Annotated in this window: 25 protein-coding genes and 1 other RNA gene; 13 read left to right on the forward strand and 13 right to left on the reverse strand. The window is 42.8% G+C overall.

Annotation, left to right across the window (positions count from 1 at the left end):
* Positions 1 to 78 precede the first annotated feature (78 nt).
* Both V7L07_RS23740 and V7L07_RS23745 read right to left on the reverse strand, forming a co-directional pair.
* Entirely contained in the window at positions 79 to 969 is an 891-nt protein-coding gene (locus tag V7L07_RS23740; protein WP_335061302.1) for an NAD(P)-dependent oxidoreductase, read from the reverse strand.
* 45 nt (positions 970 to 1,014) lie between these two features.
* Complete coding sequence (locus V7L07_RS23745; RefSeq protein ID WP_335061303.1) at positions 1,015 to 2,085, reverse strand: aldo/keto reductase; 1,071 nt, start codon at positions 2,083 to 2,085, stop codon at positions 1,015 to 1,017.
* Between the two features lie 407 nt (positions 2,086 to 2,492).
* On the opposite strand from V7L07_RS23745, the gene V7L07_RS23750 reads away from it, so the two are divergent.
* A complete protein-coding gene (locus tag V7L07_RS23750; protein WP_335061304.1) occupies positions 2,493 to 2,864 on the forward strand; it encodes a hypothetical protein in 372 nt (123 codons plus the stop codon).
* Entirely contained in the window at positions 2,851 to 3,057 is a 207-nt protein-coding gene (locus V7L07_RS23755; RefSeq protein ID WP_335061305.1) for a hypothetical protein, read from the forward strand. The genes V7L07_RS23750 and V7L07_RS23755 overlap by 14 nt, the downstream gene beginning before the upstream one ends.
* Here the strand turns inward: V7L07_RS23755 and V7L07_RS23760 are convergent.
* The 4 genes from V7L07_RS23760 to V7L07_RS23775 form a co-directional block, all read right to left on the reverse strand.
* Positions 3,045 to 3,962 (reverse strand): cation diffusion facilitator family transporter, encoded by a 918-nt coding sequence (locus V7L07_RS23760; protein ID WP_335061306.1) that lies wholly within the window; start codon positions 3,960 to 3,962, stop codon positions 3,045 to 3,047. The two genes, V7L07_RS23755 and V7L07_RS23760, sit on opposite strands and share 13 nt — an antisense overlap.
* A 292-nt stretch (positions 3,963 to 4,254) precedes the next feature.
* A complete protein-coding gene (locus V7L07_RS23765) occupies positions 4,255 to 4,425 on the reverse strand; it encodes a hypothetical protein (protein ID WP_335061307.1) in 171 nt (56 codons plus the stop codon).
* On the reverse strand, positions 4,422 to 5,030 hold the full coding sequence (locus V7L07_RS23770) for a TetR/AcrR family transcriptional regulator (RefSeq protein WP_335061308.1): 609 nt from the start codon (positions 5,028 to 5,030) through the stop codon (positions 4,422 to 4,424). Before V7L07_RS23770 ends, V7L07_RS23765 begins: the two co-directional genes overlap by 4 nt.
* A gap of 114 nt (positions 5,031 to 5,144) precedes the next feature.
* Positions 5,145 to 5,648: a GNAT family N-acetyltransferase gene (locus V7L07_RS23775; protein ID WP_335061309.1), complete on the reverse strand. Its 504-nt coding sequence runs from the start codon at positions 5,646 to 5,648 to the stop codon at positions 5,145 to 5,147.
* Positions 5,649 to 6,307: 659 nt separating this feature from the next.
* On the opposite strand from V7L07_RS23775, the gene V7L07_RS23780 reads away from it, so the two are divergent.
* On the forward strand, positions 6,308 to 6,787 hold the full coding sequence (locus V7L07_RS23780; protein ID WP_335061360.1) for a beta-lactamase hydrolase domain-containing protein: 480 nt from the start codon (positions 6,308 to 6,310) through the stop codon (positions 6,785 to 6,787).
* Positions 6,788 to 7,036: 249 nt separating this feature from the next.
* Here the strand turns inward: V7L07_RS23780 and V7L07_RS23785 are convergent, their stop codons facing one another.
* Positions 7,037 to 7,360, reverse strand: coding sequence for a hypothetical protein (locus V7L07_RS23785; protein ID WP_179067797.1), 324 nt, complete (start codon positions 7,358 to 7,360; stop codon positions 7,037 to 7,039).
* Between the two features lie 562 nt (positions 7,361 to 7,922).
* Here V7L07_RS23785 and V7L07_RS23790 point away from each other — a divergent pair.
* The 4 genes from V7L07_RS23790 to ssrS all read left to right on the forward strand — a co-directional run bounded on the left by V7L07_RS23790 (position 7,923) and on the right by ssrS (position 10,329).
* A complete protein-coding gene (locus tag V7L07_RS23790) occupies positions 7,923 to 8,075 on the forward strand; it encodes a lmo0937 family membrane protein (protein WP_334774842.1) in 153 nt (50 codons plus the stop codon).
* Positions 8,076 to 8,397: 322 nt separating this feature from the next.
* On the forward strand, positions 8,398 to 8,922 hold the full coding sequence (locus tag V7L07_RS23795) for a pentapeptide repeat-containing protein (protein WP_256874920.1): 525 nt from the start codon (positions 8,398 to 8,400) through the stop codon (positions 8,920 to 8,922).
* Positions 8,919 to 10,085, forward strand: coding sequence for a 5-(carboxyamino)imidazole ribonucleotide synthase (locus V7L07_RS23800; RefSeq protein WP_335061310.1), 1,167 nt, complete (start codon positions 8,919 to 8,921; stop codon positions 10,083 to 10,085). Before V7L07_RS23795 ends, V7L07_RS23800 begins: the two co-directional genes overlap by 4 nt.
* 60 nt (positions 10,086 to 10,145) lie before the next feature.
* Positions 10,146 to 10,329: non-coding RNA, 6S RNA (gene ssrS / locus V7L07_RS23805), on the forward strand.
* A gap of 155 nt (positions 10,330 to 10,484) precedes the next feature.
* On the opposite strand, the gene V7L07_RS23810 is transcribed toward ssrS, so the two are convergent.
* A complete protein-coding gene (locus V7L07_RS23810) occupies positions 10,485 to 10,631 on the reverse strand; it encodes a hypothetical protein (protein ID WP_335061311.1) in 147 nt (48 codons plus the stop codon).
* Between the two features lie 74 nt (positions 10,632 to 10,705).
* Here V7L07_RS23810 and V7L07_RS23815 point away from each other — a divergent pair, with 74 nt between their 5' ends.
* Together V7L07_RS23815 and V7L07_RS23820 are read left to right on the forward strand one after the other, a co-directional pair.
* Complete coding sequence (locus V7L07_RS23815) at positions 10,706 to 11,329, forward strand: 4Fe-4S single cluster domain-containing protein (RefSeq protein WP_335061312.1); 624 nt, start codon at positions 10,706 to 10,708, stop codon at positions 11,327 to 11,329.
* A 226-nt stretch (positions 11,330 to 11,555) separates the two neighbouring features.
* On the forward strand, positions 11,556 to 12,560 hold the full coding sequence (locus tag V7L07_RS23820; RefSeq protein WP_335061361.1) for a FecCD family ABC transporter permease: 1,005 nt from the start codon (positions 11,556 to 11,558) through the stop codon (positions 12,558 to 12,560).
* A gap of 211 nt (positions 12,561 to 12,771) precedes the next feature.
* Here V7L07_RS23820 and V7L07_RS23825 read toward each other — a convergent pair whose 3' ends face one another.
* The 4 genes from V7L07_RS23825 to V7L07_RS23835 form a co-directional block, all read right to left on the reverse strand.
* Positions 12,772 to 13,548: a hypothetical protein gene (locus V7L07_RS23825; protein WP_335061313.1), complete on the reverse strand. Its 777-nt coding sequence runs from the start codon at positions 13,546 to 13,548 to the stop codon at positions 12,772 to 12,774.
* Positions 13,549 to 14,497: 949 nt separating this feature from the next.
* Complete coding sequence (locus V7L07_RS33555; RefSeq protein WP_442936082.1) at positions 14,498 to 14,641, reverse strand: DUF6888 family protein; 144 nt, start codon at positions 14,639 to 14,641, stop codon at positions 14,498 to 14,500.
* A gap of 5 nt (positions 14,642 to 14,646) precedes the next feature.
* A complete protein-coding gene (locus V7L07_RS23830) occupies positions 14,647 to 15,891 on the reverse strand; it encodes a HEAT repeat domain-containing protein (protein WP_335061362.1) in 1,245 nt (414 codons plus the stop codon).
* A gap of 165 nt (positions 15,892 to 16,056) precedes the next feature.
* Positions 16,057 to 16,470: a QcrA and Rieske domain-containing protein gene (locus tag V7L07_RS23835; RefSeq protein ID WP_335061314.1), complete on the reverse strand. Its 414-nt coding sequence runs from the start codon at positions 16,468 to 16,470 to the stop codon at positions 16,057 to 16,059.
* 647 nt (positions 16,471 to 17,117) lie between these two features.
* Between V7L07_RS23835 and V7L07_RS23840 the strand changes: the two genes are divergently transcribed.
* Positions 17,118 to 18,722: a ferredoxin--nitrite reductase gene (locus tag V7L07_RS23840; protein WP_335061315.1), complete on the forward strand. Its 1,605-nt coding sequence runs from the start codon at positions 17,118 to 17,120 to the stop codon at positions 18,720 to 18,722.
* On the opposite strand, the gene V7L07_RS23845 is transcribed toward V7L07_RS23840, so the two are convergent.
* Positions 18,702 to 19,022: a hypothetical protein gene (locus V7L07_RS23845; protein WP_335061316.1), complete on the reverse strand. Its 321-nt coding sequence runs from the start codon at positions 19,020 to 19,022 to the stop codon at positions 18,702 to 18,704. The two genes, V7L07_RS23840 and V7L07_RS23845, sit on opposite strands and share 21 nt — an antisense overlap.
* 199 nt (positions 19,023 to 19,221) lie before the next feature.
* On the opposite strand from V7L07_RS23845, the gene V7L07_RS23850 reads away from it, so the two are divergent.
* The 3 genes from V7L07_RS23850 to V7L07_RS23860 all read left to right on the forward strand — a co-directional run bounded on the left by V7L07_RS23850 (position 19,222) and on the right by V7L07_RS23860 (position 24,091).
* Positions 19,222 to 20,724 (forward strand): NarK family nitrate/nitrite MFS transporter, encoded by a 1,503-nt coding sequence (locus V7L07_RS23850; RefSeq protein ID WP_335061317.1) that lies wholly within the window; start codon positions 19,222 to 19,224, stop codon positions 20,722 to 20,724.
* A 381-nt stretch (positions 20,725 to 21,105) separates the two neighbouring features.
* Entirely contained in the window at positions 21,106 to 23,346 is a 2,241-nt protein-coding gene (locus tag V7L07_RS23855; protein WP_335061318.1) for a molybdopterin oxidoreductase family protein, read from the forward strand.
* Positions 23,347 to 23,632: 286 nt separating this feature from the next.
* Entirely contained in the window at positions 23,633 to 24,091 is a 459-nt protein-coding gene (locus V7L07_RS23860; protein WP_335061319.1) for a phosphate-starvation-inducible PsiE family protein, read from the forward strand.
* Positions 24,092 to 24,104 lie beyond the last annotated feature (13 nt).

A 24,104-nucleotide genomic window follows, 5' to 3' on the forward strand; every position in this document is an offset into this window, starting at 1 on the left:
TGGATAAAGCTATATTTTGAAACGTTGAATGAAAAACTAAGTGCCATCAGCACAGTTAAGTAAGCTACAAACAAACACTTATGATTTAATGGTTACTCCTGCTTCTAACTCCAAAGCTTTGATTAATGCCGAGGCATTTTCTTCGCCCCATCCTTGATTAACTGCTGTTTTAATGGTTTCTCTGACAATTGCCGCAGCAGGCGTGGGAGAATTTAAATCTTGGGCAAATCGAGCGATCAAATTGGCATCTTTCAGCAGATGCTTTAAAGCAAAACTCGGTGTAAAGTCTCGATTCACCAGCGTCTTGCCCATACCGTCAAAAATCGGAGAGCGAAAATCTACTACGTGCAGAACATCAAGAACGTCTTGTGGATTCAGTCCGGCTTTGGTGGCCAAAATCAGCGCTTCCCCTAAAGCTTCGATTTGGGTTGCCACAATCGAGTTACCAATGAGTTTCATGGCTGCGCCTTTGCCAGTGTCACCCAGGTAATGGATCGTTTCGCTTAACGGCTCTAAAATTGGTTTGACTTGCTCAAATACCTCCCGCTTGCCACCAACCACAATCCACAATCCCCCATTTGCAGATTCATTTTTGCTGCCGAAAACAGGGGCATCAAGAAATTCAACGTGCTTTTGGCTATATGCTGCGGCTTCTTTGCGGGAGGTGTCAGGATGAACTGTACTCATGTCGATCGCAATTTGTCCCGATTGCACCTTTGATAAAATGCCATCTTGCCCAAAGACAACCTCTTCAATAGCATTATCATTGGCTAGCGAGTACATAATCACCTCGGCATTTTCTACAGCTTGTGCAGGTGTTTGTGCTTGGGTTGCACCTTGTTCTACTAGAGGCTTACAAGGCTCTGGGCTGCGATTCCAAACCCGTAGATCATAACCAGCTTTGAGCAAGTTGGTTGCCATACCACTGCCCATGATGCCGAGTCCTAAATATGCAATGCGTTTGCTCATGATGTTCTCGCATAGTGTCTTACTTGAAAAAAATCGGATTAATATTTAGCCAAGAAAAGCTGGATTCATGGCTGTACTATCATTTTGGGTTGTAGTTTTATATCGTTCGTACTGCCCTTTAGCTGCTGCCTCACGAGTCCGCGCTAACAGTGCTGTAACTTGTGCTTGATCCATTGGCTTAAAGGTGCGGACTGCCTCAAACGCCTGGTCTAAAATTCCCATACTATCGATGCCTGTAATTACCACTGACGTTGGTAAATTCATTGCGTAATGCAGACACTCGATTGCACTGACGGTGTTACTTCTGAGAATGTAAGATTCTCCAATGGATTTCATTCCCAGCACACCAATATTGTTTTTCACTAACACAGGTAAAACCTGATGTTCAAAACTTCTAAAATGGGCATCCATCACATTCAAAGGCATCTGCACAGTATCAAAACGGAAACCATTTTGTGCCGCAGTTTCCAACATTTGCAGGTGAATCAGGGGATTTTTGTGTCCTGTAAAACCGATATAGCGAATTTTACCTGCTTTCTGGGCTTCAACAACTGCCTCCATTGCGCCACCAGGAGCAAAGACGCGATCGGGGTCTTCAAAGCGCAGTATTTCATGATGCTGCAATAAATCAATGTGATCGACCTGCAAATCTTTGAGCGATTCATCAATCTGCATTTTGGCAGCGCCTTTGGTGCGACCGTCGATTTTTGTCATCAAGAAAACTTTTTGGCGATAACCATCCTTAAGAGCGTTTCCCATCCAACGGTGGCTACGTCCGTTGTTATAGTCCCAAGAGTTATCCATAAAGTTGATGCCGCGATCGATCGCACTGCGGATTAACTTGATACTTTCTTGCTCTTCTTGAATTTTTCCAATGTGATACCCCCCCAAGCCAATCACAGATACCTGTTCTCCGGTGCGTCCGAGGTGGCGATATAACATTTCGCCGCGTCGAATTGGAGTGGCTGAACTTTGGGCTAACAGTTGAGTATTTTCATCAACAGTTTTTGTTTGAGCGAGAATCGGTTGCAAAAATCCTTCCGAAACTACAAGTCCTGCTGCCACTAATCCCGAAGCAGAAGCAGTCTTTAATAAGCTGCGTCTACTGATTTCCATAAGTGTCTCCTACAAGTAACAACAGGAATGAGCCGTATACTATCACGCCTATTTGGCACAAAGACTCTAGCTAAGGTGTGTTTTGAAACATACTCCGCAAGATGTATTCACAATGCAAGTCGATGTATTCACAATGCAAATCGATGTATTCACAATGCAAGTCGATGCATTCACAATGCAAGTCGAGGCATTTACAATGCGAGTCGATGCATTCACAATGCAAGTCGATGCATTCACAATGCAAGTCGATGTATTCACAATGCGAGTCGATGTATTCACAATGCGAGTCGATGTATTGCAAAAACTTACTCTTTCTTTAAGATTGCCCAATTTAAAACTTGGTCTTACTGATATATTTTTAGTTTCAATGGGTACATTAAATATACACTATACTACTTGATACATCTATGACTATCCAAGACACAACACGTCGTTTGCGTCCTCAAGCCATTAGTCAAGATATTGACTCATTCCACGGTTTGCAAACCGTCAGTACCTATAACACAACTCGTGCTGATGCCTCATCTGCAAACTTACAGGAAGTTTATCAGGCGATGTTGATTTCTCAGCAAAACGAAACTGAGAAACTAGCTTTATACCGTGCGGCTGCTGATGCTGCCCGATTAGCAGAGTGGGAATTTCATAATGCTGTATTAGCGATGAAAGAAGTTGTACGCGGGCAATATGGCTCAGATAGCGATCAGGCTCAAGCAGTAGGACTGAAGAAAAAATCAGACCGCAAGCGTCCTTCGCGTAAAAAAACAGTTGCGATGGCGTAACCGCCCGTTAGAAGCGATCGCATTTGCAGTATTTGGCGTTGCAGTTGATGAGAGTGCGAACTGCCAAAGGCGGCAGCGGTTCTCTTCTCTACGAGAGGCTGCGCCAACGAGACGCTTCGCGGATGCGATCGCGTCATTCCTGAAAGCTCAACGGCAGCAATTAATCTCTTATTTCATATCTTACATTGGCTGATTGCTCGGACGCTCCAACTCCAAATCGTCCCAAGAAACTGGATCTTCTACGGGTTCCAGATGAGTTGTAACGTGAGTTGAAGGCAGCACCCCAAGAATAGCAAGCTCAATTGCCTCGCATAAATCATGCCCTTGTTGCACTGTCCAAGATCCAGGCACAAGAACATGAAAGGAAACAAAGCGGCGGGTTCCAGCAGTACGGGTTCGCAAAGCATGAAACTGGATATCTTGACGTTTGTACTCGTTAAGGATGCTCTTGATTGCGTCAATTTCTTTTTTAGGCAAAGCTGCATCCAGTAACGCGCTACTGGTTTCCCGCAGTAAACGAAATCCTGTCCAAGTAATATTTGCTGCTACTATCAGGGCGACAATTGGATCGAGTACGAGAGTGCCTGTTAGCTTGACGAGTAAGATTCCAACTATCACACCACCCGAAGTCACCACATCGGTAAACAGATGGTGAGCATCAGCCCTCAGTGTAATAGAACGCAACCGTCGCCCTGCTCGTAGCAAGATAAAGGCAACAACGCCGTTGATTGCGGTTGCAAATAGGGAGAGTGCCAACCCGAATCCCAACTGTGTTAATGGTTCTGGATGCAGCAAGCGTCCCCAAGCTTCAACAGCAATGCTAATGGCTGCCACTATAATCAACGCACCTTCTGCACCACTGGAGAAGTATTCGGCTTTAGAATGCCCAAAGGCGTGTTCGGCATCGGCTGGTTTCTCAGCATAGGTCAATGCCCATAAAGCGACCAATGCAGCCAGGAGATTTACAATTGATTCAATAGCATCTGAAAGCAAACCTACTGACCCAGTTAGCTGGTAAGCGCCAAATTTTATGCCAATAGTGACGATTGCCGCTGCAATCGATAAGAAAGCGTAGGATCGGGCTGTTGGACTACTCATCTCGGTCACGGACGTAATTACAGTGATTCCAAGCTAAGAGTACCAAATTTTACTTGAGTGGTCATCAGTCCTGAGAGTTCTACTGATTGGCATTTCAAGACGCGATTTATCGCGTCTCTATAAGTCTCTACAAGTGTATTGGTTGACAACACATCCTAGATTCGGGTCTATTACCGTATGTTCCATTAGCGCCATTAAATCATTAGACATCTCCAGAAATTAAAGATGCGTTAACCAGAACCCTTGTAGAGACGTAGCACTGCTACGTCTCTACATTCTTTTTCGGAGATGTCTATTGTCTAATTTGGCTCATGGCTGACATCTGCATTGACAACTGACAAAGAATTAAGCTGTTGCGCCTACAAATTGCATCACAACCATGATTAGGCAAAACCTGTAAATCCTCTTCCTTGCTCCCTGCACCCTGCTCCCCTGCCGCCTCAATGTGCAAACGTATAATCACAACAGCTTAGTACTGATACCGCGCACAAAAATATCTACACAGGTTTCGATATAGTCCTCACAACTATAGTTGCCTTGATTGAATTTGACAGTGCGACACAGCATTCCAGCTAACAGCATTCCTGTAAACATATCCACTGCCGGAAACGGATCGAGGTCTGCTCTGACAGTGCCTCGTTTCTGACTCGATTGCAGGTAAGCTACTAGTTTCTCCCCTAATGGCTTGGCAGCTTCTTGAATCACTTGTTTGGCTGCCTCAGGATGACGTTTGGCTTCTCCAATGAAGGTACGAATTAAGTCTTCCTGTGCCTCTAGCATCGTGTTGTAAAGATAGGCATACTGTCTTAAATCAATTTTTAGATCCTGCGTCCAGGCTTCGGGATATGCCAGAGCTTCTGTCTGGAGTGCCAAAGCATTTTTCATTACTGCTCCCAGAAGTTGTTCTTTGCTAGCAAAGTGGCGAAATAAAGTCACCTCATTCACACCAGCAACACGAGCTATTTCACGGGTAGTTGCTCCTTGAACACCTAAACTAGCAAATACCTGCAAGGCAGCTTCTATCAAACGTGTACGGGTAAGAGTTGATGAACGGATGGTTTTATGCATTGATGCTGGCAAGTACTTACTTAAATAATATGTTATGTAGAAAAAGCGGTTGTAACTTGGGAAAAAATAATCGTGATGCCAGCATTTTTAAAGTTATTGAAAATCTTTACCCTCTCAAATTGATTTTGGTGCAGGAGCTAATGTTTTACTCATTTTAGTAACTGGAACAACTATCCCACTTCTTAAATAATGAGGCACTCTTTCAATGGCAGTAAATCCCAGTCGTAAATAAAACCCCTCAGCGTAAAGGCTAGCAGTTGTAATTACCTTATCTACACCTTGCTCAGTTGCTTCATCACAAAAATGTTGAACTAAAGCACGGCCAATCCCTTTTCCTTGATATTTAGGATGAACGTACAGCCCGATTAGTTCGTCAACAATGAAGCTAGCAAAACCTATAACAGCATCTCCCGCGATCGCAACCCAGCAAGTTTCCGCTTTCATACTTTTCAAGATATTTGAACCATCAGCTTTGTTGCGGTAATTACGCCAAGCTAAAAGTTCTTTTTGGGTGTAAAAAGTTGCAGGCAGAGCTTTGATAGCAGCAATATGAATTGCACTCAGCACCCAGGCATCTGTTTCCTGGGCAGGTCGAAGAGAGATTTCGTTAGCATTCATAGGTTCAGGACTGGCATTCAGATTATACCATTTTGGATTTTAGATAGTAGTTTGCAATTGAGTCAACAGAAGAGGCAGAGGGGAAGGGAGCTTTTTCGCAGGGGAAGCAAGCCCAACACTCTGCGCCAAGCACTGCGGCATGGGTACGTTCGCGGAGCGTCTCGTTGGCTAGAGAAGAGAAGCCCCGCCCTGGAAGGGCGCTTGAACTGGGGCAAAGTACAAGCTCCGTCTCAGTCTTCCCCCTTGCTTCTTTGACCCCGTGAAATCTAACTGTGTCAAATTTGGGAACAATACTATTCCAATGCATAGAGAAAGAACTTGTTCTATAGGAGTCATTATTTATACCCTTGTTCACGAAAATCTTGATTCAGTTGCTCCGCCAACCTGCCCAATAGTATAGCTCCTGAAATATAATCTACGGTAATTTTATCGGCATAAAGTATAATGAGTTCTAATCACCAGTAAACCTATCGGCAAACCGTATATTATGGATAAAGCAATAAAATAATCGGCTTCAAAAGACTAATTTTGAAGCAATAAAGCAATATCTTGTGATATTTGGCTAATTTTGCGGTGTTTATTTTAAATATCTTCTCAAAGCTTGCTCCCTTAGAGTATTAACCAAGCTGGAAGACATTAGGAAGTCAAAAGGAGTGAATGTGATCAACGCCATACAGATTAACGAAAATTTAACAACTACAGGACAAGTCATACCGAAACAGCTTGAGCAAGCTATTCAAGAAGGTTTTAAATCCGTTCTAAATTTGCGATCGCCTGATGAATTAGGATTTTCTAAGGATGAGCAAAAAATAGCAGAAGCATTAGGGCTGTATTATCAAAATGTTCCACTCAAGGTGGATCTAAAAAATTTAAATGAAGAGGTGATTACCAAAATCCTCATGACACTCGAACAAATCCCTAAACCAGCAGTTGTACATTGTGCAGCTGGGATGCGCTCAACTGGAATTGCGCTCTTAAGTATCGCTATCCAGGAAGGATTAACACCAGAAGAAACCCTAGCAAAAGCTAAGAGTCTTGGCTTTGGATTCTTTGAACACGCTGGTATTAGTCCCCGATTGAAGCAATTATTTGTGGACTACGTTAACAAACACGCAAAGGTAGCTGTACCTGCTAGTTGATTTGAGGTGTTAGTGATTTCTAATTGTTATGTCCTAATAGACTAAACATTTGCTATACAAATCATTGAATTCAGAATTCAGAATCAAGATGCTCTCTACGAGACGCTGCGCGTTGCTTGTTTTTTTGCAGCGGTAGCGAGTTGCACAGAATTCAGAATTCAATTCTGAATTCTTTCTTGTTAAATTAAAAACTGCTCTTGCTGAAAGTAGACAAGAGCAGTTTTTAATCGCAAAGCCCAAATTAATAATCTAGGCATCTTCAAGTTCAAATTGAGCTACTGTAACGGCGTTCAAAGCGAAAGCTAAAACTAAGGGCATCGGCGATTGAAACCAAAAAGTAAAGAGAACAGCTAAAATTGTGCCAATCACTGCGGACATTGACCACAATCGTTCTTCAAAAGTCAGCCCATTTTCGGCTTTAATTAATCTGAGAGCATGAACTGGAATCGGTTCTGGCATTACCCCACCCGGAGGGAAAGCCCAGAAGTTATTACGTCGCTCGACAAACAAATCTGTCCAGCCATTCTCTTGGCACCATGCCTCAATCCATTGAAGTGAGTAATGATTCATCATCGGGTTTGGGAGTTCGGTTTTTGGAAGTTGTGTACTTGGTGAATGTCAACTCTTGGAGATTCCTGAAGAACTAACTAATCGCTATAAAATCAACGCTAATTATCGAACTTTTAAGCTTTGTTAAGCAATTGAGACGCATATAATTACGCTCAAACTTTGCTTTCATTAATTAAAAGACTAACAGTTGATCGGGGCTATTGAATTTAAAAGACAACAAACTTTACTTGAAAAATGGAAAGTCAAGAATTGTAAATAAGTCGGTGAGTATTACTGCTCAAAAAACTCTTTATATCTTGAAATTGCAATCTAAAAATGAAGAATTGTGAACAAATCAACAAACTTCACCAATAGCGTATCCTGACAAGAAAGCAAGTCTTGTCTGCGATATCGTAGAGAAGCAAAGTGACCTCACTTATTTTCCAAACTGAGTTAAATTAGTTTTCTCTCTCAAGAGCGACGATTTAAAGTTATATACCTCTCTGAAGATAAATAGAATCAAAGTCAAGGTAGGAGTAAAGTATATGAGCAAATAAAAACTTACTTGAATCAGAGCAAATATTATATGTTTAGTATAATTTGGGGCATTGTTGTTGTACTGGTTGCTTTTTGGGCATTGGGACTGGCACTTCATATTGCCGGAAATTTAATTCATGCAGTGTTGCTTTTAGCCATAGCCCTTGCTATCTATAATTTTTTCAAAGCGCGTGATGTGTGAAGAGTGCTGAGTACCGTTAGCGGTAGCGGGGCGTTTAGCCTGTGCTGAGTTGCGTGAAACGGGCGGTTAGAAACCGCGTCTACACAAACAAAAGCTACCGATCCTGGGTTTCAAAACCTTGATTTGCCTCGTTTCCAGCCTCCTGCTGGAAACGAGGTTTTGTTTTAAAGGAGTTTCAGCGTCTACAAACTGCGACGCATCTAACCTTTTTGCGTTACAAAATATTAAGCTAGAGAAATACACATCTCCAAATCCAGTAGTAAGACTGTGAGTCTCAACTAGATGATCCAGTCTTGCTAATATTCAAATGCGGTAAGCTTAAATGCAGCGATTAGACACCAAATTGGCTCTCGATATCCTTTGGCGGCAAGGGTTGGCGTTCCTTCTGGGAATTATTATCTGGTGTGTGGCTGATCCTGCACTGGCAGTAGACTGGACTCATCCACTGTCATTTAGTAATGCAGAGTTATCAAGACGTGATTTTTCTGGACAGAGTTTGCAAGCTGCGGAGTTTTCTAACGCCAATATGGAACTGGCTAACTTTGCAAACGCTGACTTGCGGGGAGCAGTCATGAGCGCTTCAGTGATGACAAAAGCAAATCTCCACGGAGCAGATTTAACGAATGCAATGGTCGATCAGGTAAACTTGACTAAGGCAGATTTGAGCGATGCAGTTTTCAAAGAAGCTCTTTTGCTCCGCGCTATCTTTAATGATGTAAATATAGACGGTGCAGATTTTACAGATGCAATTTTGGATAGAGCGCAAATCAAAGAACTGTGCGGTAAAGCCAGTGGTGTAAATTCCAAAACAGGCGTGCAAACTCGTGATTCTCTAGGATGTCAATGAAACGTGTTGGTGTAATTGGTGGCGGACAACTTGCCTGGATGATGGCGGATGCAGCACAGAAGCTAGGTGTAGAATTAGTAGTACAAACTCCTAGTGAACATGACCCGGCAGTGTCAATTGCTGAGGAAATCGTTTTTGCTCCGGTAGATGATGCTAGTGCTACAGAGATATTAGCTAAAAAATGCGATGTCATCACCTTTGAAAACGAATTTGTTAACTTGCAAGCTTTGTCTTTTTTAGCACAGCAAGGCGTTTGTTTCCGCCCCAGATTAGAAGCTTTAGCCCCTCTTTTAGATAAATATCATCAGCGTTGCTATTTACGCGATTTGGGCTTACCAGTTCCTCAATTTTTCGCCCTTGACGAGGTGGAAAATATCAAATCAAAAATAGAATATCTAGGTTTTCCAGTAGTTCTCAAATCTCGCCGTCACGGCTATGATGGTCAAGGTACTTTCATAATTCAGGATTTTGCTACTTTACAGCAAAAGCTAACTGATGAAAGCACAATAAAGACTTTAAATCAATCACTTTTCTTGTTAGAAGAATTTGTACCTTTTGAACGGGAACTAGCAATAATTGCAGCTCGTTCTGTAGAGGGGGAAATTGTCACGTATCCAGTGGTGGAAACCCAACAAGAACAACAAGTGTGTCGGCGGGTGATTGCGCCAGCCGAGATTACTCCCAATCAAGTAGCAGAAATAGAAGCGATCGCACATACTCTATTAAATAGCCTAGAAGTAGTGGGAATTTTTGGAATTGAGCTATTTATCCGTGCTGATGGCAAAATCCTGGTAAATGAAATTGCCCCCCGTACCCACAATTCTGGGCATTTTTCTCTTGACGCTTGCGAAACTTCTCAGTTTGAGCAGCATCTCAGAGCCGTTTGTGGTTTACCTTTGGGAAATCCAGCTTTACAGTGCGCTGGCGCTGTGATGGTGAACCTACTGGGATATGAAAATTCTCACAGCGACTACCAAAGCCAGCGTCAACAAATAGCAGAAATTCCCCACGCGCACATTCACTGGTATGGGAAGACAGAATCACGTCCTGGGCGAAAGTTAGGGCATGTTACTGTTTTGCTGGATAATCAGAATAAAGAATCGGTGACTGCATACGCCAACGATATCGCCCACACTATAGAATCTATCTGGTATCCCAGGTAAATTGATCAGAAAGTTTCGATGTTGAACACACAACATCTTTTTGAAAGCTATAATGAATGAGTTGCACTACGACGTTGGTGACTGCCATCAAGTTTTTTGATCTATGCCTTTAATGACAAGGGAGTCAACTGTTCTCGTGGCAGTATACCGGGCATGTACCTGGAAACTTTAAACGAGGAATTTAGGTTCCCACCTGGATAAACCCAGGTCATAAACTTAGGTAAAACGGCGTCGCGGTGAACTTAAAATTATTAGCTCCCAAAGTCAGTTAGAATTTGGGAGCTTTAATTATTTCAATCAGTTTCAAAGAAACTTCCAAATAAAAAACATCCCAAATTTTCTTATGGGGTGGGCATCTTGCCATTGGCGTCAAGTTAAGAAAAATAGGGGCATTTACCCTCAAACTAAATCGCCATACTGATTATTGTTTATTAACTTGAGGAAGCGATCGCTTAATTTCTCTCTGCAAAGGCGATCGCCTCTTGCCCCAACCTCCCCCGCAAATTTAGATAAAAGTACTATGGTATTACTTAACTTAATAGTCAAATTTTCACAGTTATATAATTGGAGATTAGCTATAGTTAACGGTTAACAGGCAACGGCTAAAAGGAGTTAAAGAGATGGAAACTAAGCCAACTGACCCATCGTTAGCACTCATCGAAATTCCCCCAGGCTATCTCAATATTATGGGTTACGTCGATCAGTCAGAAGTTAATGGCCCTGGTTGTCGTGCAGTTGTCTGGGTGCAAGGGTGTGTTCGTGAGTGTCCTGGCTGCTTTAATACTAACTCCTGGTCATTTGAGGTTAACCAATTAATTGCTGTTGATACCCTTGCCGAAAATATTCTCAGCAATTCCCGCAACACAGGTGTAACGTTCTCTGGTGGAGAACCGTTTTGGCAAGCTACTGCACTGGCATCTTTAGCTCAGAAGGTAAAAGCTGCTGGCTTAAATGTCATGTCTTTTAGTGGATTCACTCTTAAGCAGCTACAGTCTGAATCCGCGCCGCCAGGTTCGCAAGCATTATTAGAACAACTCGATATCCTGATTGACGGGCCTTTTGTCCAATCTCTAGCAATAAATTCTCCCAACTCTCCAGTCTCTTCTAGCAATCAAAAGGTTCGGGTGTTAAACCCAGCTTTCCAAGACCAAATTACTTGGGCTAGCGACCAGATAGAAATCCACATCCTCAAGGATGGTGGCCGCATTGTCACTGGTTATCAAGGTGGACTGGAACTGACGTAGTTGGGCATGGAGCAAGAAGTTAAAACTTAAAAATTGACCTTCTGAAGTTCAACTTTGAGCTTCTGAGGTTCAACTTTGAGCTTCCGAGGCTCGACTTTGACCTTCTGAGGCTCAAAGTTCAAATTTTAACTCCCTTCACTCCTTGTCCAATCTCTCATTCCAAATGCATCTATAATTTGAGACGAATTATATTAAAAAAAATACATATCTAAATTTGACTAGACTAATTGAGACAATTTTTACTAAACACCGTGTATTTTGGGCTGTTTTACTCCTTGGTATAGCACTGGTGGTAACGCTAGGGCTATCGCTTTCTCAAGGAGCAGTACCCTTAAATATGTCAGAATTTTGGCAAGCCATTCTCCGCAAAGGCGATCCGGTTAAACAGACTATTCTGTGGGATTTACGTCTCCCGCGCATTACTGCTGCTCTGATTGTTGGTGCAGCTTTGGGAATGTCAGGAGCATTGCTACAAGGAATGCTACGCAATAGTCTTGCCGATCCATTTATTTTGGGCATTTCAGCGGGCGCAGGATTAATTGTGATTCTGATGATTGTGTGGCACATATTCCCGATCGCAATTCCTCTAGCAGCGTGGATGGGAGCAATTTTGACTTCTGGGATCGTTATTTTGCTCGGTCGTGCGGGATCGGGAATTTCTGTTGAGCGGTTGATTTTAGGCGGAGTGGCGATCAGTTCTTTATTTGGTGCTGTACAAAGTACATTGTTGCTTTTAGCTGAAGACGGTCAAATTCAAATTGCACTCAGTTGGCTAGTTGGTAGCCTCAATGGGCGTGGTTGGCAAGAAATTGCTACGGCTGGTCCCTATATCATCGTTGCATTGATTGGGGGATGTTTACTGGCACGATCGGTAAATGTGCTGGCTTTAGGAGATGATTTGGCTGTGGGTTTGGGGGTTTCGTTAACGCGATCGCGCCTGTTAATTGGTGGTGTTGCCACTCTATTAGCCGCAGGTGCAGTCAGCATCAGTGGCTTGATTGGATTTGTTGGTCTTGTTGTCCCTCACGGTGTCCGCCTCATTGTTGGTACAGATCATCGCTTTGTTTTACCACTTTCTGCCCTGGCAGGTGCATGGTTACTGACTTTTGCAGATTTACTCTCTAGGCTAGGAGCAGTAGAACTACCAGTGGGTTCCGTCACTGCCTTGCTGGGTTCACCGCTGTTTATCTGGTTACTTTATCGTCGTTCTGCTGGCTTTAATAAATTTTGAGCTTCTTTCGCTGGCGTGAAGCGTTTTTTTGCGGGTCAATCCCAACCGAGTCAATACACGACTAATGGTGGAGCTATTTGATCAACCAAGGTTTTGTACAACCTCAAGCAAATAGCCGTACAACTTGTGTATACGGCTGCGATCGCGTCAGATTTGCAAGAGGCACAGAGGGCACAAACGACCGCTACGCACTCCTAGAGTATGGTGAATACTATTTTCTAGAACGAGGAGTTGTTAGTTCATCAGGATCGCTATAAGCCCGGACTTTTTCGCGATTACGAGCTAGTCCTCCTAAACCAGCTAGACCAAGCAAACCTAGCCAACCCCAATCGAAACCGCGATCGCTAGTTCTTTCAGATGTTGTGATGCCTTCATTCCTATTAGCACCTGTAGTATCAGTGCCCGTTGTTCCAGTACCTGTGGAATCAGAGCCTGTTGTGCTAGTACCTGTACCAGTTCCAGTACCTGTGGAATCAGAGCCTGTTGTGTTAGTACCTGTAGTATCAGTGCTAGTACCTGTACCACCGCCCATTGTGCTAGTACCTGTACCACCGCCCGTTGTGCCAGATCCAGTACCACTGCCCATTGTGCCAGATCCAGTACCTGTACCATTGCCCGTTGTGCCAGTACCTGTACCACCGCCTGTAGCTCCAGTTCCAGTACTACTGCCTGTTGTGCCAGTACCTGTACCACTGCCCGTAGCTCCAGTTCCAGTACCACTGCCTGTTGTGCCAGTACCTGTACCACTGCCCGTAGTACCTGTACCTGTACCACTGCCTGTAGCTCCAGTACCTGTACCACTGCCCGTAGTACCTGTACCTGTACCACTGCCTGTAGCTCCAGTACCTGAGCTAGAGCCACCACTGCCAGAACCTCCACTGCCAGAACCTCCACTCTGGGCAAAAACAGAAGGAGGTAAGGACACAGAGGCGAAACTGATGGCAAAGACAGTAGCTAAAACAGCTTTAGATAAATTCAAAGGCTTCATACTTATGGTTCCTTATATGTTCTAGATTTCTGTGGGTGATTGATTTTCAAAGCCGATATTGTCTATCCAATCCACTGCTAAATAGGTAAATATCGACCAGTGTTGAGGAGTCTTTCATCTAGCCTATTTTGGAAAAATTGAAAGCATTTGAATATCTCACAACAACTTACTATTGGTCAGAGAAAGTAAAATAATTCATAATTAAGAACGCACGACCAAAGTCGCTTGCTCACAATCGATAGAGAAGGAATAATATTTTTTAAATAAAAAATAAAATTATATTCTCTTCCTATCCAACTTTTAATTACTCATTGTGAATTATTTTGTTTCCTTTACACAGAATAGCTGCTAGTTTTTTATCTAACTTCTACCATAGGTGTAAAACCATTTATATCGCAGGAATTAATTTTGCATTTTAGTCTATGACTGTGAAAACAATAAAATGTTTTAGAGCTTGCAATTAGATAAATCTCTAAAAGCCGTGAGACTTAGCTTACTTAGCCAAAAGATAGAATATACTACAAACTTTTAATTACTTTTAATTATTTCCATAGATATAATTAAGTAAGTATAAGTTATAGCTAAGTTAAGCAGAATTTTCACCGAAATAGATATAATTACTTTGACATTAGCTTTTGGTTATTTGGATATAAATGAACTAGAAACTATAAGCAGGCAGATGCTACCAACGCTTGAGACTCTATTAAGAATACTTCACAATATTATTTCACGTGATAACTTATAACTTCATACTCCAGGTGTGTCTTACTTGAGACTTAAGGAATACTTTTATTATCAGTTATTACTAAAATTTACCATTCGCTAAAGCGATCGCTATTCCTTGTTTTAAATCTGGCGTGATTGCCTCGTTCCCAGTCTCAGACTGGGAATGCCCGCCGTTGAGGCTCCGCCTCCCTTACTGGCGGCAGAGTCGCTAGTAGCAGCATTTCTAGCCTCCGGCTGGAAACGAGTTCCCTGTTCGTTCGTCTACACGAACCAAATTTATTGGTAAATAATACTTAGTAAACAAGCAGGATAATATAAAGCACTGGGTCTTTTGTTCTGATGTAGGAATAATTATTGCTCTAGGCAACTTCTCTATTCCTCTGTCTGCTGCAATTGTTGATGTGTGGCTTTACTGCCTAGATTTTTCAGTGCAGCGATCGCATGTAGTCTCACCGATGCATTAGAATCGCCTAACAGCAAAATCAATGATTCAATTGCCTGCATTTCGCCTAACTGTCCTAAAGATAAGGCGATCGCACTTTTAATCTTAGTAATCTCTGTGGCTGGATGTTGCGATCGCAGTATTTGCAATAATATTTCTGCGGCTGGTGTAGTTAACTGCGGTTTTTGGACTCGTCCCAAAACTGTGACAATTTCTTGCCACACTGTTTCTGATGTACTTTGATTCAGTGCTGTTTGCAAATATTCCAAACTAGATAATGTCCCCACCCAGCTTAAAGCGCGGATGGTTTCTAATTGCAGCTTTATTGGTGTATCAGGTGAGATTAGCAGATCGAATAAGTATTTGGCAGCGTCATCACTACCCATACGAGAAAGGGAAGCTGCGGCGGCACAACAAACCTCAAGGTTACAGTCGTAAAGCTTGGGTTGCAGTCTCGTTACTAAATCTAATGCTTGGTGTAATTCGGGGCGAAAACCTAAACCAAGCACTGCTGCACGCCTCACTGTGGCGGCTATATCATCCAAAGCGTTCAACAGGATTGGTGCTAGACGTTCGTCATGAAAACTGCTGAGGGCTTCAATTGCGGCGGCGCGGATTGCTGGTTGTGGATCTTGTAATACACTCAAGAGTGGTGTGATAGTTTCTGGTTGGCGAATATATGAAAGCGATCGCACTGCCAAAAGCCGTGTATCTTCATCTAATAGAAGTTCAGTTAGTGAAGTAATAGCAACAGTACCCATTTGCCCTAGTGCTGTAGCTGCGATCGCTTTAAGTTCTTCATCTTCATCGGTTTTCAATAATTCAACTATTGCCGCGATGGCTTCTGGGTGTTCAAATTCGCCCAAAGTCCTTGCTGCATACCAGCGTAATTCTTCTTCTGCGTCTTCATCTTCTAATATCTCAATGAGTGGTGGAATGGCAATATTTCCCAAATGAGTCAACACTTTGGTAATTTCCCAGCGTTGCTGAAAATCCCCCATTTCTAACATTGAAAGTGTTAAGTTCAGAAGATATTCTTGGTTTTTAACTATCTCTAAATGTTCCGAGTCTGTCCCTAAAATTAACTGTTGCAAATATTGAATTAATGATGACCAATCATCTGTATTATATGCTGTCTCAACTTGCACCAAAAGCTGTTTGATATTACTCACAATATCCTGCTTTAATTATCATCTTCTGCCCCCTAAGAGTGCTGAGTTATGAGTGCTGAGTGCTGAGTGGAGAATCTCACTTCTTTACTCAGGACTGGGAACTAGCTCAACGCCCCGGTATCACTAACGGAAAAGAGGAACTATTTTGTCTCTTGCCTCCTGCCTCCATTAGCTTGGTTTGACTACAACAGAATTACCCTCAATTTTGGCGGCATAAGTTTTCAGCGGGTTTGTCGCCGGGCCTTTTTGCACTTTACCGTCAACCCCAAATTCCGAAGCATGACAGGGACAAACGAATTTTTTCGCATCAGCCTTCCATACTACAGTGCAACCTGCGTGAGTACAGGTAGGGTTAACAGCAGTCAGATTTGCGGCTTTAGATGTGCCGACTACCAGCACAGGCCCGGCGGGTGAGTCTTTCGCCAGCAATTGACCTGTTTTATCTAATTCTGCCGATGTACCTACTGTTTGCCAATCTTTAGATGCTGGAGTTGTTTGAGAGGAACAAGCTGCGATCGCTACAGGTAGAGAACTCGCAATCAAACCCAAACCTACCCAATTGATAAAATCACGACGTTTCATAGTTGCTGAAATAATATCTAAGTTTTAACTAACATCTGCTGCTCAATTTTGGATTTTAGATTTTTGATGAATCTATGGCGATCCAAAATTGCTTCAGTCATCTCAAATACCCTTGATTAAAGGTTCTACATTGCTTATTGGTGACTTAGATGCAAAAAATACATATAAACCATGCGTTTTTGACAATTTTATCTAAAAAGCGTAGCAATTTATACGATTTTAACAAAAATCTCACTTTAAGTTATGAGTATCGAAATTGTTACATAAACATTATCTAAACCTGTTGACAAATTCCCAAGATGTAAATGGCAACAAGTTTTCCTTAACTAACCACGGATTTGAAGTTTTGCGTTGGAATGCTCTTGAGTAAAAATAATCAGCCGTAATTCAGTTCAGGGAACTCCAAGAAATAAATTATCCAATGTTGTGGGTTGGGCATCTTGCCCGCCATACAGACTGGGCGGGCAAGATGCCCACCCCACAAGAGTTAATTAAATATTTTTTTATTTGGAAGTTCCTCAGGATTGAGTTTTTATTCCCTAACCTTCGTGGAGACATCACCTGATGTCACTACGGATTGATTGGTATTGGGAAATTACCAGCACAGATCCTCAGCATATCAGTAATTTGCAACAAGATTCAGCTTCATGACAGACACAGTAATTACCACCAGCCTCAATAAATTTGAGAAATTAAAAGCAGAAAAAGATGGACTTGCCATCAAGAGTGAGATAGAGAAATTTGCCGCCTTGGGTTGGGAGGCAATGAACGAAACAGATCGTGACCATCGACTGAAATGGGTAGGCGTGTTTTTTCGCCCAGTTACTCCAGGCAAGTTTATGATGCGGTTGCGGATGCCTAACGGTATTCTTACCAGTAGTCAGATGCGGGTTTTGTCCCAAGTAGTGCAGCGTTACGGCGATGATGGTTGCGCTGATATTACTACCAGACAGAATATCCAATTACGGGGAATTAGAATTGAAGATTTACCAGATATCTTTAATAGATTTGACGCAGTTGGTTTAACCAGCATTCAGTCAGGGATGGATAACGTCCGCAATATTACAGGCGATCCGGTGGCGGGGTTGGATGCAGATGAGTTGTACGACACGCGAGAGTTAGTACAACAAATTCAAGATATGCTCACCAACAAAGGCGAAGGGAACCCAGAGTTTAGCAACTTACCACGGAAGTTTAATATTGCGATCGCAGGTGGAAGAGACAATTCGGTTCATGCTGAAATTAACGATTTGGCTTTTGTGCCAGCATTTAAAAATAGTGCTGAGTGCCGAGTGCTGAGTGCTGAGTCTTTTTCCCACTCAGAACTCATTTTCGGGTTTAATGTCCTCGTCGGTGGGTTTTTCTCGGCTAAACGTTGTGAGGCGGCGATTCCTCTGAATGCTTGGGTGGCTCCAGAAGATGTGGTAGCTGTATGTAGAGCGGTTTTGGAAGTATTTCGCGATCATGGGCCACGCGCTAATCGGCAAAAATCCCGGCTGATGTGGCTAATTGATGAATGGGGTGTAGATAAATTTCGAGCAGAAGTAGAAAGCCGTTTGGGTAAATCATTAATATCCGCAGCGGCTAAAGACGAGATCGACTGGGAAAAACGCGACCACATTGGGGTATATAAACAAAAACAAGCAGGATTAAATTACATAGGCCTGCATATTCCTGTTGGTCGGCTGGATGCCGAAGGTATGTTTGAAATCGCTCGTCTAGCAGAAGTTTACGGCACTGGCGAAATCCGGTTCACAGTTGAGCAAAACATTGTTATTCCCAACATTGCTGACTCGAATTTAGCAACATTTTTAACAGAAACGTTGCTAGAAAGATTTTCAATTAACCCTGGTTTGCTGGCGCGATCGCTAGTATCTTGCACAGGCGCACAATTTTGCAACTTTGCCCTCATCGAAACCAAAAACCGCGCCCTGGCAATGATTAAAGCTTTAGAAGAAGAGTTAACCTTCACCAAACCAGTGCGAATTCACTGGACAGGTTGCCCCAACTCTTGCGGACAGCCCCAAGTTGCAGACATCGGCTTGATGGGAACTAAAACTCGCAAAAATGGCAAAACTCTCGAAAGCGTTGACATATATATGGGTGGCAAAGTCGGCAAAGATGCTCATTTAGGAACTTGTGTTATCAGAGGTATACCATGCGAAGACTTGCAGCCAATATTGCAAGATTTACTCATCCAAAAGTTTGGGGCAAAACTCAACAAAGAAGCTTTAGTTGTTAGTAGCTGTTAGTGGGTATTGGGGATTGGGTATTGGGGATTGGGGATTGGGCATGGAGTAAGAATCATACTTCAACTTTAAAGGCGCAACTTCCGAGTTCAAAGGTGCAACTTCCGAGTTCAAAGGCGCAACTTCCAAGTTCAAAGGTGCAACGTCCGAGTTCAAAGGTGCAACGTCCGAGTTCAAAGGTGCAACTTCCGAGTTCAAAGGCGCAACTTCCGAGTTCAAAGGCGCAACTTCCGAGTTCAAAGGCGCAACTTCCAAGTTCAAAGGTGCAACGTCCGAGTTCAAAGGTGCAACTTCCGAGTTCAAAGACTCAACTTCCCCTCAATATAGTTCGGATAAGATCCCCCCGCCTGTGGCGACCCCCTTTTTAAGGGGGTCATTGGAAAAAAAGCCCCCCTTTTTAAGGGGGGTTGGGGGGATCTCCGACGAATAAACACGTTAACCGAACCATATTGCAACTGTGCCTACCTCTTCTCTGTGTTTTATTAAATTTAGAAAGATTGGAATGCTTAAAAAATTATTTTCATTTAGCGATCGCTACCGCATCTTACATCAGACTTGGTTTGCTTTCTTTCTCACCTTCGTTTGTTGGTTTAACTTTGCCCCTTTCGCTACAACCATTGGTAGAGAACTACATTTAGCACCAGAGCAAATTAAAACTTTGGGCATCTGTAACCTCGCCCTCACAATCCCCGCACGATTAATTATTGGGATGCTTCTGGATCGTTTTGGCCCCAGAATCACCTACTCAATCTTGCTGATGTTTACGGTTGTTCCTTGTTTAGCAACAGCGCTAGCACAAGATTTTAATCAACTAGTCATCAGTCGTTTGCTGATGGGAATTGTTGGATCTGGGTTTGTGGTTGGTATCCGTATGGTAGCCGAATGGTTCCAGCCGAAGGAGATGGGAATTGCTCAAGGGATTTATGGCGGTTGGGGCAACTTTGGGGCATTTGGCGCAGAGTTTGCCTTACCGATACTGGCAATTTCTACGAGCTTTTTCGCTGGTGGTGCTTCTAACTGGCGGTTTGCGATCGCACTTACAGGGATTATTGCAGCCATCTACGGCGTAATTTATTACAACACCGTCCAAGATACGCCCGCAGGGAAAGTCTATAAAAAACCTAAGAAAAATGGTTCTCTGGAAGTAACCAGCATTAAAAGCTTCTGGGCGATGATTGTCTCGAATTTTGGTTTGATTTTCGCCTTGGGTTTATTAGCTTGGCGTTTAGAACAAAAGAACATTCACTTCCTAACTTTGAGCCAAATGTATCTGACTTGGTTGCTATTAGCAGGATTATTTGCTTACCAAAGTTATAAAGCTTGGGAAGTAAACCGAGAACTACTAATTGGCAAAAAAACTTACACTCCATCAGAACGCTTCCAATTTGGTCAAGTAGCCTTACTAGAATTCACCTACATAACTAACTTTGGTAGCGAACTAGCAGCCGTTTCCATGCTGCCAGCATTTTTTGAAAAAACCTTTGCTTTAGAGCATGTTGTCGCTGCGATGATTGCTGCTACTTATCCCTTCTTAAATTTAGTTTCTCGTCCCAGTGGTGGCTTAATTTCTGATAAATTTAGCTCCCGTAAATGGACAATGACAATTATCAGTATCGGCATTGGTGTTAGTTATTTGACCGCACATTTTATTAGTAGTAGCTGGCCAATTCCAGTAGCGATCGCAGTGACAATGTTAGCCGCTTACTTTGCCCAAGCTGGCTGCGGTGCAACCTACAGCATCGTCCCCCTAATTAAAAAAGAAGCCACTGGACAAATAGCAGGTAACGTGGGAGCTTACGGTAATTTTGGCGGCGTAGTTTACCTGACAATTTTCAGCTTAACCGACGCTCCCACACTGTTTTCCACAATGGGTTTAGCCGCTTTAGTCTGCGCCTTTATGTGTGCCTTCTTCCTCAAAGAACCAAAAGGTTCCTTTGCCCCTTCTTATGAAGGTGAATTACCAGAAACCGCAACTCAAAACTCTATTTTCTTAACTGAAGAATAAGCACCTGAAAGATGAAGTAGTGAAATTAACTATCAAATCTAAATTAGGTAATTTTACACTTCATCCTTCCATAGCAATCCTAATGCATGAAAATCTCTTTTCTTCTCTCTGCGCTCTCTGCGTCTTGGCGGTTCGTATGACTGGTTCCCAGCCTCTAGGCTGGGAACCCATTCTGGGAGGCTCCGCCTCCAGTAGCTTGACAAGAGGCAGAGCCTCTTTTAAATATATTCCCAGCCTCCAGGCTGGGAACAAGATAAGAAAAGCCTTTGGGCTTTTCTTAGTGTCATTCGTTTCAAAGAGTTTTTGTGTAACACATAAATTTCTCAATCTGTCGCTACATCTGAGGTTGCATAATCAAAACAACAAAATGGTACAACTGCCATGAGTGAATTTACCAAAACCCTCTGTCCCTACTGTGGTGTTGGCTGTGGACTAGAAGTTTCACCCCCAGCCCAACTTGGCAAAGCAACTAATCGAGATAGCCAAGGAAATCCAACTTGGCGCGTGCGGGGCGATAAAGCCCATCCATCTAGCCAGGAAATGGTTTGCGTTAAAGGCGCAACGATCGCAGAATCTTTAGATAAAAATAGATTACATTACCCAATGGTGCGAGACTCATTAGATCAAGAGTTTCGGCGTGTTAGTTGGGATGAAGCTTTTGATCTCATCACCAAACGTATTCAAACTATCCGCTTCACCCAAGGGACAGAAGCCTTATGTATGTACGGTTCCGGTCAGTTTCAAACTGAGGATTACTACATAGCCCAGAAACTCATGAAAGGCTGTCTGGGTACTAATAATTTTGATGCCAATTCTCGTTTATGTATGTCTAGTGCGGTGGCTGGCTACATTCAAAGCTTTGGCTCAGATGGCCCACCATGCTGTTACGAAGACTTGGAGTTAACCGACTGTGCATTTTTAATTGGTACTAACACAGCCGAATGTCACCCCATCGTTTTTAACCGCCTGGAGAAATATCACAAAAAGAACCGCAAAGTCAAAATGATTGTGGTTGATCCCCGTCGCACACCAACCGCAGAAGCCGCTGATTTACATTTAGCCATTCGTCCCGGTACAGATATCGACTTGTTAAACGGCATCGCTCACTTGTTGATGCGCTGGAACTACATTGATACGATGTTCATGGACGATTGCACCATCAACTTTCCGGCTTATGCGGAAGTAATTCGCCACTATCCGCCGGAAGTAGTGGCTCGTCAATGTGGAATCAGCATTGAGGATTTAGAAACAGCCGCGCGCTACTGGGGTAAATCTGAGCGGGTACTATCTTTGTGGTCAATGGGTGTGAATCAATCCTCAGAAGGGACGGCTAAGGTAAGAACAATTATTAACCTGCACCTGATGACTGGACAAGTTGGCAAACCTGGGGCTGGCCCTTTCTCCCTCACTGGTCAGCCGAACGCGATGGGAGGACGGGAAGCCGGAGGTTTGGCGCATTTATTACCAGGTTATCGGGCGGTGAAAAATCCTCAGCACCGTGCAGAAGTTGAGGAGTTTTGGGGACTTAAGCCAGGACAAATTTCGCCCAATCCCGGTTTGACTGCTTGGGATATGATTACTGGCTTAGAAAATAGCGCTGTAGAGTTACTATGGATTGCGGCTACTAATCCCGCAGTGAGTATGCCGGATTTAGAGCGGACTAAAAAGGCGTTGTTGCGATCGCCTTTCACCATTTACCAAGACGCATATTATCCCACAGAAACCTCTGCTTACGCTCATGTTTTGCTACCAGCAGCCCAATGGGGTGAAAAAACTGGTGTGATGACAAACTCCGAACGGGTAGTAACTCTGTGTTCAGGATTCCGCCAACCGCCAAGAGAAGCGAAAGCAGATTGGGAAATTTTTGCCGAAGTTGGACGTAGATTAGGTTTTGAGAAAGAATTTGCCTTTACTAACTCTGCGGAAGTTTACGCTGAGTTTGTCAAACTAACTAAAAATCGCCCCTGCGATATGACAGGTATTAGTCACGCGCAACTACAAGCAGAAGGCCCGACGCAATGGCCTCATCCAGAAAAAAGTTATGAGTTAAGAGTTAGGAGTTATGAATTAGAATCTTCAACTCCTAACTCCTCACTCCTCACTCCTCACTCCAAACGCCTTTACACCAATCTCCGCTTCCACACCCCTGATGGACGCGCTCGATTTGGGGCATATTACTCCAAGGGATTGGCAGAACCACCAGACCCAGATTATCCCTTTGTGCTAACTAATGGACGACTTTACGGACACTGGCATACACAGACACGCACTGGTCGAATTGAAAAAATTTGCAAAATGCATCCCGAACCGTTTATTGAAATTCATCCCCATGATGCTGCTAAGTTAGGTATTGTAGATAATCAGTGTGTGGAAGTACGATCGCGTCGCGGTAAAGCGAAGTTTCCTGCTAAAGTGACAAAAGCGATCGCACCTGGTACAGTTTTTGTCCCTATGCACTGGGGTTCGCTGTGGGCAGACAATGCCGAAGCTAACGCCCTTACCCATCCAGAAGCGTGCCCCGATTCACTGCAACCAGAATTCAAAGCCTGTGCAGTGCAATTGATAACAATTTCTGTAGAAGTTCCCATCAAGAATCATCAACTCCAGTCTTCACAATGGTAAGCTGCAAAGTGTCGCCCGAAACTGGTATTTTATAACCAGCAATAGGTAATTTCGTCAATAATCAATAGTCAATAGTTATTATCATTTTTTATGACTCTCTAATTTTGACTGTTACCAATTACTATATCTAAAGAAGTACAATTTCTATCAACTAGAAGTTTTACTTTTTAGATATGGATGAAGAATAAAAAAATAGATAGCAAACTTACAAAGTATCAGTAATTAATTTTTAATCCTCTAGATTTATCTATGGGATTTTATTTTATCTTAGAATCAGGTGCAGCAGATGAAAAAGTTAATGAGGCGAATTCTAGGAGCTACCAAAGATGAGAGCTTTATGCACATCATCGAAAATATAGAAGTTCTAGTTTCTAAAACTTTATCTATTTTCATGGTAATTGTAATTTTGGTAGCGATTACAGATTTAGGAATCTTTATTTTTAAAGAATTATTTACAATACCTTATGGGAAGTTTAACACAACCCTGTATAAGGTTTTTGGTTTATTTTTAAATATTTTAATTGCCTTAGAAATCTTAGAAAATATTACAGCCTATCTCCGAAAACACGTTTTTCAAGTTGAATTAGTTATTGTTACTTCTTTAATTGCTGTTGCCAGAAAAATTATTATTCTTGATCTAGAAAAAATTGGAGGTCTTGATATAATTGGTCTAGGTATAGCTATTCTGTCGTTATCGATTAGTTATTTGATAATTCGTCTCAGTAATTCCAAAGATGCAGGTTGAAATAATTCGTAAT

It is taken from the genome of Nostoc sp., from assembly GCF_036916985.1.
Taxonomy (GTDB): Bacteria; Cyanobacteriota; Cyanobacteriia; order Cyanobacteriales; family Nostocaceae; genus Nostoc.

What these genes read in the sequence shown, in the direction of transcription:
- V7L07_RS23835 (WP_335061314.1), bottom strand. Translation starts at nt 16,470, where the DNA reads ATGAAACGTCGTGATTTTATCAATTGGGTAGGTTTGGGTTTGATTGCG.
- V7L07_RS23850 (WP_335061317.1), top strand. Translation starts at nt 19,222, where the DNA reads ATGCTTAAAAAATTATTTTCATTTAGCGATCGCTACCGCATCTTACAT.
- V7L07_RS23855 (WP_335061318.1), top strand. Translation starts at nt 21,106, where the DNA reads ATGAGTGAATTTACCAAAACCCTCTGTCCCTACTGTGGTGTTGGCTGT.
- V7L07_RS23745 (WP_335061303.1), bottom strand. Translation starts at nt 2,085, where the DNA reads ATGGAAATCAGTAGACGCAGCTTATTAAAGACTGCTTCTGCTTCGGGA.
- V7L07_RS23815 (WP_335061312.1), top strand. Translation starts at nt 10,706, where the DNA reads ATGGAAACTAAGCCAACTGACCCATCGTTAGCACTCATCGAAATTCCC.
- V7L07_RS23775 (WP_335061309.1), bottom strand. Translation starts at nt 5,648, where the DNA reads ATGAATGCTAACGAAATCTCTCTTCGACCTGCCCAGGAAACAGATGCC.
- V7L07_RS23795 (WP_256874920.1), top strand. Translation starts at nt 8,398, where the DNA reads ATGCAGCGATTAGACACCAAATTGGCTCTCGATATCCTTTGGCGGCAA.
- V7L07_RS23785 (WP_179067797.1), bottom strand. Translation starts at nt 7,360, where the DNA reads ATGATGAATCATTACTCACTTCAATGGATTGAGGCATGGTGCCAAGAG.
- V7L07_RS23825 (WP_335061313.1), bottom strand. Translation starts at nt 13,548, where the DNA reads ATGAAGCCTTTGAATTTATCTAAAGCTGTTTTAGCTACTGTCTTTGCC.
- V7L07_RS23740 (WP_335061302.1), bottom strand. Translation starts at nt 969, where the DNA reads ATGAGCAAACGCATTGCATATTTAGGACTCGGCATCATGGGCAGTGGT.
- V7L07_RS23790 (WP_334774842.1), top strand. Translation starts at nt 7,923, where the DNA reads ATGTTTAGTATAATTTGGGGCATTGTTGTTGTACTGGTTGCTTTTTGG.
- V7L07_RS23840 (WP_335061315.1), top strand. Translation starts at nt 17,118, where the DNA reads ATGACAGACACAGTAATTACCACCAGCCTCAATAAATTTGAGAAATTA.
- V7L07_RS23750 (WP_335061304.1), top strand. Translation starts at nt 2,493, where the DNA reads ATGACTATCCAAGACACAACACGTCGTTTGCGTCCTCAAGCCATTAGT.
- V7L07_RS23860 (WP_335061319.1), top strand. Translation starts at nt 23,633, where the DNA reads ATGAAAAAGTTAATGAGGCGAATTCTAGGAGCTACCAAAGATGAGAGC.
- V7L07_RS23770 (WP_335061308.1), bottom strand. Translation starts at nt 5,030, where the DNA reads ATGCATAAAACCATCCGTTCATCAACTCTTACCCGTACACGTTTGATA.
- V7L07_RS23760 (WP_335061306.1), bottom strand. Translation starts at nt 3,962, where the DNA reads ATGAGTAGTCCAACAGCCCGATCCTACGCTTTCTTATCGATTGCAGCG.
- V7L07_RS23800 (WP_335061310.1), top strand. Translation starts at nt 8,919, where the DNA reads ATGAAACGTGTTGGTGTAATTGGTGGCGGACAACTTGCCTGGATGATG.